The sequence below is a fragment of the Neobacillus rhizosphaerae genome (assembly GCF_050477885.1).
Classification (GTDB): Bacteria; Bacillota; Bacilli; order Bacillales; family Cytobacillaceae; genus Neobacillus; species Neobacillus rhizosphaerae_A.
Window position 1 is genome coordinate 1 of the sequence record NZ_JBCNAC010000034.1, and the last position, 8,375, is coordinate 8,375.

Sequence of the window (8,375 nt, forward strand, 5' to 3'; positions counted from 1 at the left end):
TCCCACAGGAGTCTTCGTGCCTACCGCTCCAATCAACAGGATGCCAATTCAACAAGAAACTTAACAAAGAAATCTTTAAACAAGGCCTTTTTCAATCTCTTCAATCACCACTTGTGCCACGGCATATTCCCTGCTGTGTGAGATCGATAAATGCGCCAGGACATTGGGTTTTACTATATGCGGCTTTCCGAGTTGATCGCTGATAATTTCAATATCTAGAAAGGATAGGTCCTTTCCAATTCCGGTTCCTGCCGCTTTTGAAAATGCCTCTTTGGCTGCAAATCTCCCTGCTAAAAACTCCACCTTACGCCTTTCTGATAGGGTTTCGAATGTATCCCTTTCACGAGCGGTTAAGATCCGGTCAATTAGCTTCGTTTGTCTATTCAATATATCCTGAACCCTTGAAAGTTCAATAATATCAATACCAATTCCTTTAATCATCGTGCATCAATCCTTCTATTTATATTGTCGTCGGCATAATAGTGTACAAGACAGAAAATAAGGTTATCATGATAGTGAGAGGAGGGTGTTCATGTTTACAAGGACTGAAAACCTACGTGAGTTTATTCGTTTCTATCCCGTTGTTTCAATTATCGTTAGCATTCACTTAGTATTATATCTTTTAACCGTCTTACCAATATTCCCAAACTATTGGTTCTTTGAAAATTTTTCTGGAGTTAATCTCTATATTATGGAAGGGGAATTTTGGAGGCTACTTACACCAACATTTATGCATAGTGGTTTCTCTCATATGCTCTTTAATAGTTTCTCACTTGTTCTATTTGGGCCAGCCCTAGAGCGTATGCTTGGTGGAGGGAGATTTCTATTTGTTTATCTCCTCTCTGGAATCATAGCCAATGTGGCCACACTTCTGCTGGAGCCATTAACGTATACACACGTCGGTTCAAGTGGTGCCATCTTTGGACTTTTTGGCTATTATATAGCCATCATCATCTTCCGGAAAAATATGATGACAAAACAAAACTCACAAATAATTATCACTCTCAGTGTAGTTAGTTTAATTATGACCTTTCTTCAGCCAAATATAAATATTACGGCACATCTTTTTGGTTTGTTAGGCGGCTTTTTACTTGGCGCTATTCCTTATTATAATAAAAAAGATCTTTCTGATTCTATTAGTGGAACCGCCAATTGGGCAAACACCAGAAAGAAAAACCTGTCTTTTCAATCGCCTGTGAAGGTTTTGGTATGGGCAGTCATTATTATTGTTGCCGTTCTTGGATTTTGGAGTCAAAAATAACTGGGCTGGAATATTTATAGTTGGAGATTGAGTTTATTAATAGGATGAAGGACAAAACCCTGCTCCATCCCAGGAAAATTGTCCTTCATCACCCTCATGAAGGACAAAAACCCGCTTCATTCCTTTAAAATTGTTCTTCATTCCGTTTTCTCAGGTCTATTCCATCTGAAAACTAGACTGATCGAGCCATTTTAAGCACTCATACTCCTTTAAATCCTTCACCAATTGAAAAAGCGCTGCATCTTTTTGTTTGGCTTCTATCATGCAATGAATTTCCGGTACCGTTCCTTTTATTTCTTTTAAAAAATCCATAAACATTTCAGGGTTCACCATATCCGCATGTGCGCGAAAATCCTTTTCCGAACGAGGACTAGAAATATGCATTTTCACCGGTAACGGCGAATGTGCCCAGGTACTAATTACCCGCTCCCAATCTGACACCCAATCTAGATCTTCATAATTAGCTAAATGGTGATGATAATCAAATACCATTGGAATCCCTAATTTTTCACATAGATATAACGTTTCCTTTACCGTGAAGGTGGTATCATCATTTTCCAACATAATCATTTTTTGAAGCGAAGGCTTAATGTACGCCCAGTTATGAATAAATAGCTCAAGTGCTTTTTCTTTATCCTCATACCCGCCACCAACATGGAGAACACATCGGTGTTCGGTATCAATATCCATTCCTCTAAGCATCGCTTCATGCATCACAAGGGTTTTTAATGAGTTTTTCAAAATTTCCTTATCGGGCGTATTTAAAACGACAAAATGGTCAGGATGAAAATCGATTCTCATGGCCTTTTCTTTACTATAACTGCCCAGATTTTCGAGCGACTCTTTCAAGGGTTCCATATAGTTCCAATCTAATAACTCTCCATGATTCGCAAGCGGAATCAGACGAGAACTTAAGCGAAAAAAGTGAATTTCGTTGGCCGCATTATGTTTTAATAACCGCAAACAATTTTCTATGTTTGAGATAGCAATTCTTTCTAGTTTCCGAATGCCAGCCTCTCGGTCTTTAATCCGGCTGAATTGCGCAAAGGTCATCGTTTGAGAGGGGGAAGCATTGGCTACCTCTACGCTCATTGCTACATAGCCAAGACGAACAATCGTCATAAAATCACTCCATCGTAAGGGTTTTTATTAGTATTCCCTTATTGGACATAGAAAAAAGCATGAACATAAAGTCCATGCTTTCTTATTGTCTATGATTTAACGTTCTTGAAACGATCTTGGCTTAGAAGACTTGCCACCCGTTCTTTTTTCACCGCTTCTTGGTTTTACCGGTGCCTTTTTTCTGTTACGATCGCCACCACCATAAGATCCTCTAGAATCATCTCTTCTTTTACGGTCACGATCATTGTAAGACTTTCTTTCTCTTTTTTGCGGGAGCTGTTCTTCTGTCAGCTTAACCGGTGTCGTATCGGGTTCCTTCGTAAGCATCTTAAGGACAGCAGCGATAACCGTTTCTGCATCGTTTTCTTCAAGCAATTCTTGAGCAGCTGCTTTATAGTAATGAAGGTTATTCGATTCAATCGTCTGAACGATCTTTTCAACAACCGCTTTTTGTTGGCCTTCTAATGCTTCATCAAGCGTAGGAGCCTTCATTTTTTCCATCTTGCGTTTGGTTGTTTTTTCAACAACTGCAAGATAAGACTTTTCACGCGGTGTAATGAATGTTAATGCAATACCCTTTTTACCTGCACGACCAGTACGTCCAATACGGTGAACATAGCTTTCAGGATCTTGTGGAATATCAAAGTTGTATACATGAGTCACACCAGAGATATCAAGACCCCTTGCAGCTACGTCTGTTGCTACAAGCACATCAATTGTTCCTTCTTTAAACTTACGAAGAACAGATAGACGTTTTGCCTGGCTTAAGTCACCGTGAATACCTTCTGCTGTATATCCTCTTAAAGTTAATGCTTCTGATAACTCATCCACACGGCGTTTTGTACGACCAAATACAATTGCCAATTCTGGTGATTGAATATCAAGAAGTCTTGTTAACACATCGAATTTATTTCTTTCTTGAACTTCAAGATAGTATTGTTCGATGGAAGGAACAGTCATTTCTTTCGTTTTAACACGCACAATTTGCGGGTTCTTCATGAACTTTTCTGCCATTCTTTGAATTGGTCCTGGCATTGTCGCAGAGAAAAGCAATGTTTGGCGCTCTTCTGGAGTTGCAGCAAGAATGGATTCAATATCTTCAATGAATCCCATGTTTAGCATTTCATCTGCTTCATCAAGAATCACCGTATTTACTGTATCTAAGCGCATTGTTTTTCTGTTAATATGGTCCAAAACACGTCCAGGGGTACCAACAATGATATGAGGGGCTTTTTTGAGTGAACGGATTTGGCGGCTGATATCCTGACCTCCGTAAATAGGTAGGACACGAACTCTTTTACCCGATCCAATTTTATAAAGCTCTTCTGAAACTTGAATCGCTAACTCACGGGTTGGTGCAATGATAATCCCTTGAATTGCATCCATTTTTGTATCAATTTTTTCCACCAATGGAATTCCAAATGCAGCTGTTTTACCGGTTCCTGTTTGAGCTTGACCGATCAAATCCTTATTTTCTAAGCTCAATGGAATCGTTTCTGACTGGATTGGTGTTGCCTCCTCAAAACCCATTTTGAGAACAGCTTTTAAAGTGGCCTGGCTTAGGCCTAAATCTTCAAACTTTGTCAATGTTTTCATTCTCCTTCATCTATTTGAAAATATTTATAGTACTGAATATTTTCGTCCGATACGCATCAAAATGCCGTAGTAATCAGGTAACATCTTTATTTTACCAAAAAAAAGACATTCTCCCAAGGAGTATGCCCTTTTTGCTCGTTCTTTAGACACGTTGATGATTATCATACCACTCTTACTAGTATTTTGCAATAAAGACACGTTGCTTACTATTTCCAACAGTCTTACTGCTCCATCAAAAAGTCTAACACTTGATTAAACAGGGCACCACGTTCTTCACAATGGCATATATGATGTTTCGATTGCTTGATATAGGTAAGTTTTTTTTGTTTTGCACCTATCGTTTGGTATAAGTATTCAGCACTTTTGAGCGGCACAATCCCGTCACACTCCCCCTGTGCAATCAGTGTGGGGACTTCCACTTGGTTTAGGAGGGGCTTAATATTTGAAACAAGTTTGCGGAATTGCAAAGTAGCCGCTAAAGGTGTCTCTGTTATTTTTCTTTTATAGCGGTGAAATAATTCATTCTCTTTTAAATTTCCTTTGAAAGCGTCCATTAAGGTCAGCTTGATATCAGCAATCAGCTGCCTTGGATTAATATAAAAGGCAGCTGCGCTGAGGAGAATTAACTTGTCAACTGGATAATTGGCAGCAAGATAACTGGCGATCATCCCGCCCATTGAAAAACCCACCACATATACCTCATCACAGGTTTCAATGAGTTTTTTCAATTCTGTCTCTGCGTGGGTAATCCATTCCTGGTAATGAACTCCTTTTAAAGAACTTGTTTCACCATGTCCTGGTAGTGTAGGAACACGAAAGTCCCAATCCGTATGTTCCTGTAAAAATTCAACCAAAGGTTCTACCTCATAGGGGGCACCTGTAAAGCCATGTATACATAAACAGCCAATCATCTTGGTTCACCTGCCAATCCGTTCCACTCTTCTTCAGCTTATTTTTGTAACGCCGTAACAATTTCCTCCATTTTCATCCCGCGAGATGCCTTTACAAGGATTAAAGTCTGTTCATTCACATGCTTTTTTAATTCCTCAATGAGTTCTGCTTTATCACGGAAAGCCAATACATGCTGCTTCCCTAAAACCTTCCTTGCCCCTTTGGCAATGTGTTCCCCTAGAGGACCAAAAGTAAAAAGAATATCCGTTTTTTCAGCATCTAGGCCTTCTCCAATTTGTAAATGGTATTGCTCTTCTTGAGGCCCAAGCTCGAGCATATCACCAAGAACAAGGATTTTTCGATCATACCCTTGGAGGTTTGACACTAGTTCGATTGCCGCCATCATAGAAGTAGGACTCGCATTATAGGCGTCGTTAATTATTTTTTCCCCACGTTTGCCCTCGACTAGCTCCATACGCATATTCGTTAGTTTAATTCCTGAAAAGCCTGCCTTCATTTTTTCATACGGAATGGAAAAATAGTGGGCAATGTGCATAGCTGCTAATGCATTTAAAATATTATGAGTTCCTAACACTGGAAGTTCAAAACTTTCCGTTGAGGCATTCATTTTAAAACGGTTCCCTTGAGCCATTTGGGTTATTTCAGTTGGGTATAAGTCGTTTGTTTCATTTCTACCAAAGGTTTTCACTTGGACATTGCCTTTATATTGTTTAATCCGCTCCATTAAAAGCGGCTCATCTCCATGGAGAACAGCAAGCCCACCATCCTGAAGTCCTTGTAGAATTTCTAATTTTGCTTCCGCTATCCCTTCACGAGAACCAAGATCCAAAAGATGGGATTCACCAATATTTGTGATCACAACCGCATCAGGGCAGGCAAGCTTGGTGAGAAATTCAATTTCCCCTCTTCCGCTCATCCCCATTTCAAGTACAGCCATTTCCGTATCTTCATGCAGGCTTAACACCGTTAATGGAAGACCAATATGATTGTTATAGTTTCCTTCTGTTTTTTGTACTTTATATTGTGTCGACAATAGACTTGTTGTCATATCCTTAGTCGTTGTTTTTCCGTTACTCCCAGTAATTCCGACCACTTTAACAGGTAACTGCTTCCGATAATTTCGGGCCAATTCCTGAAGTGCAGTGAGACAGTCGTCCACAATGAGAATAGGCAGGTTTTCCGGTGGATTGGGAACATCCTTCTGCCAAAGGGCAGCCGCCGCTCCCTTTTGGATCGATTCCACAACATATTTATGCCCATCCACACGTTCACCTTTAATAGGGACAAATAGATTTCCTGCCTCTATTTTCCGAGAATCAATGGTCACACCGTTAATCACAACATCTGAGAATAGGCTACTATCATTTTTAGCTGAAACCATCTCCGAAATCTGTTTTAAAGTCCGCTTGATCATTTAATACCCTCCTTCATCAATTATTAAACAGAAACGGACACGGCACTACAGCCGTGTCTCCGTTGTCTTTTCTTCGATACTAGAATGTATATTTTATGTTTTGTTTTTCGGTATGTCTTTCGATTGCCAGTTGAACAAGACGCTCAATTAATTGCGGATACTCAAGTCCAGTATGCTTCCATAAAAGTGGGAACATGCTAAACGGAGTAAAGCCAGGCATCGTGTTCACTTCATTGATTAATAATTTACCCTCTTTTGTTAAAAAGAAATCGGCACGAACAAGTCCGGAGCAATCCAATGCTTTAAATGCTTGAACCGCCATTTTTTCCAACTCAAGGTATTCATCTTCTGTAATATCAGCAGGGATAATTAATGCGGTATCCCCATCTTCATATTTCGCTTTGTAATCATAAAAATCCTTTTTCGGAACAATTTCACCAGCAACAGAGCATTCCGGGGCATCATTTCCTAGTACAGCAATCTCCATTTCACGGGCAACTACTCCCTCTTCAATAATGACTTTACGGTCAAATTGAAAAGCCTCCGCAAAAGCTGCAGCTAATTCAGTGCGATTGGTACATTTGCTAATGCCAACACTTGAACCTAGATTCGCAGGCTTGACAAAACATGGATAACCTAGTTCTGCCTCCACCTTGCTATATGCTTCGTCTGCCCCTTTTTCCCATTCGCTTTTAATAAAAGCAACATAGGCTACTTGTGCGAGACCTGCTTGTGCAAAGACATTTTTCATCATTACTTTATCCATTCCCGCCGCTGAGGCAAGGACACCATTTCCCACATAGGGTAGGTTTAATAATTCTAATAATCCTTGAACCGTTCCATCCTCACCATTCGGTCCATGAAGCAATGGAAAAATCACATCAAGCGGTGCAGCTGCCTGCGGCTCCGCTTGGAATAGCGCTGGTGCTAACGAAAGCGGGGATATTTGGTTTCCCTGTGAAAACGCAAGTGCTTGCACGTTCTCTACCGGCTCACTGAGTTGAGGTCCTTTAACCCACTGTCCCTCGACATTTATGTAAATAGGATGAATTTCAAATTTTTCAAGATCTAACGCTTTTATAACAGCAAGTGCTGTCTGTAAGGATACTTGATGCTCGGCAGATTTTCCTCCGTATAATAACCCTAGTTTTGTCTTCATACCAAAACCTCCATATTCTCTTTCACGGTTTTATTTTAACATTTTATTAAATAAGAAAGGAAATGTAGCCAATCTATTTTGTAATGTTTTTTTCTATTGATTATTGTATGTTTCCAATAGCTTGCTTAAAAACAATCTATTGGTAATTTGTCACTATTTCACGCCATTTGCACTTGTTTTTCCTGTTATGATAATTTTGACAAACCATACGGGGGCGACACATATGATAACCGGTTCATTACTATCAATTTTATTATTAGGCTTTGTACTCGGAATCAAGCATGCCATTGAGCCCGACCATGTCATTGCAGTTTCCACCATTGTTAGTGAATCCAAAAATATTAAACGATCACTTTTTGCGGGCGTGTATTGGGGAATCGGGCATACCTCAACGTTGTTTATAGTGGGTCTGTTCTTACTTGTGGCGAAAAATACGATCAACGATACGGTTGCCATGAACCTCGAGTTTCTCGTAGGTATCATGCTAGTTACCTTAGGTTTTAACAGTCTATTATCCATCATTACCCATCGACACCATCATACATATAAACCATCTGAACACATCAGAAAAACACGCTCAAATGTAAAATCCTTTTTTATTGGACTTGTTCATGGTCTCGCCGGGAGTGCGGCCATGGTACTTTTAACGATAAGTACGGTATCAACAGCTTGGCAGGGCGCCCTATATATCCTTATATTTGGTGTTGGTACCGTTGCTGGTATGCTTAGCTTCTCCACCGTAATCGGTCTCCCTTTTGTGCTAACCTCTGGTAAACAAGTGAATCGCCACTTAAACAACATAACGGGAATTACCAGCATATTGTTCGGACTTTACTATATGTATAACTTAGGTGTGAACGAAGGATTATTTTCTATTTGGTTTTAAGAAAAGCGCAAGCGCCTTGATCAGC

The 8,375-nt window shown here is 39.9% G+C and carries 8 protein-coding genes; 2 read left to right on the forward strand and 6 right to left on the reverse strand.

The genetic code is table 11. The annotated features are described in order from the left end of the window. Nucleotides 1–75 precede the first annotated feature (75 nt). Entirely contained in the window at nucleotides 76–441 is a 366-nt protein-coding gene (gene acpS, locus ABES03_RS04920) for a holo-ACP synthase (protein ID WP_430115658.1), read from the reverse strand. Between the two features lie 91 nt (nucleotides 442–532). On the opposite strand from acpS, the gene ABES03_RS04925 reads away from it, so the two are divergent. Next, on the forward strand, nucleotides 533–1,261 hold the full coding sequence (locus ABES03_RS04925; protein ID WP_430115660.1) for a rhomboid family intramembrane serine protease: 729 nt from the start codon (nucleotides 533–535) through the stop codon (nucleotides 1,259–1,261). A gap of 156 nt (nucleotides 1,262–1,417) precedes the next feature. Here ABES03_RS04925 and uvsE read toward each other — a convergent pair whose 3' ends face one another. The 5 genes from uvsE to ABES03_RS04950 all read right to left on the reverse strand — a co-directional run bounded on the left by uvsE (nucleotide 1,418) and on the right by ABES03_RS04950 (nucleotide 7,464). Then, nucleotides 1,418–2,383 carry a UV DNA damage repair endonuclease UvsE gene (uvsE, locus tag ABES03_RS04930; RefSeq protein ID WP_430115662.1) on the reverse strand — a complete coding sequence of 322 codons (966 nt, stop codon included), beginning with the start codon at nucleotides 2,381–2,383 and terminating at the stop codon, nucleotides 1,418–1,420. Between the two features lie 96 nt (nucleotides 2,384–2,479). Beyond that, complete coding sequence (locus ABES03_RS04935) at nucleotides 2,480–3,970, reverse strand: DEAD/DEAH box helicase (protein WP_430115663.1); 1,491 nt, start codon at nucleotides 3,968–3,970, stop codon at nucleotides 2,480–2,482. Nucleotides 3,971–4,200: 230 nt separating this feature from the next. Beyond that, nucleotides 4,201–4,890 carry an alpha/beta hydrolase gene (locus tag ABES03_RS04940; RefSeq protein ID WP_430115666.1) on the reverse strand — a complete coding sequence of 230 codons (690 nt, stop codon included), beginning with the start codon at nucleotides 4,888–4,890 and terminating at the stop codon, nucleotides 4,201–4,203. A 38-nt stretch (nucleotides 4,891–4,928) separates the two neighbouring features. Continuing rightward, nucleotides 4,929–6,305, reverse strand: a complete 1,377-nt coding sequence (locus ABES03_RS04945; RefSeq protein WP_430115667.1) for a UDP-N-acetylmuramoyl-tripeptide--D-alanyl-D-alanine ligase — start codon at nucleotides 6,303–6,305, stop codon at nucleotides 4,929–4,931. 79 nt (nucleotides 6,306–6,384) lie between these two features. Then, nucleotides 6,385–7,464 carry a D-alanine--D-alanine ligase gene (locus ABES03_RS04950; RefSeq protein ID WP_430115669.1) on the reverse strand — a complete coding sequence of 360 codons (1,080 nt, stop codon included), beginning with the start codon at nucleotides 7,462–7,464 and terminating at the stop codon, nucleotides 6,385–6,387. Nucleotides 7,465–7,690: 226 nt separating this feature from the next. On the opposite strand from ABES03_RS04950, the gene ABES03_RS04955 reads away from it, so the two are divergent. Continuing rightward, nucleotides 7,691–8,350, forward strand: a complete 660-nt coding sequence (locus ABES03_RS04955; RefSeq protein WP_430115670.1) for a sulfite exporter TauE/SafE family protein — start codon at nucleotides 7,691–7,693, stop codon at nucleotides 8,348–8,350. Nucleotides 8,351–8,375: the final 25 nt, after the last annotated feature.

What these genes read in the sequence shown, in the direction of transcription:
- acpS (WP_430115658.1), bottom strand. Translation starts at nt 441, where the DNA reads ATGATTAAAGGAATTGGTATTGATATTATTGAACTTTCAAGGGTTCAG.
- ABES03_RS04925 (WP_430115660.1), top strand. Translation starts at nt 533, where the DNA reads ATGTTTACAAGGACTGAAAACCTACGTGAGTTTATTCGTTTCTATCCC.
- uvsE (WP_430115662.1), bottom strand. Translation starts at nt 2,383, where the DNA reads ATGACGATTGTTCGTCTTGGCTATGTAGCAATGAGCGTAGAGGTAGCC.
- ABES03_RS04940 (WP_430115666.1), bottom strand. Translation starts at nt 4,890, where the DNA reads ATGATTGGCTGTTTATGTATACATGGCTTTACAGGTGCCCCCTATGAG.
- ABES03_RS04945 (WP_430115667.1), bottom strand. Translation starts at nt 6,305, where the DNA reads ATGATCAAGCGGACTTTAAAACAGATTTCGGAGATGGTTTCAGCTAAA.
- ABES03_RS04950 (WP_430115669.1), bottom strand. Translation starts at nt 7,464, where the DNA reads ATGAAGACAAAACTAGGGTTATTATACGGAGGAAAATCTGCCGAGCAT.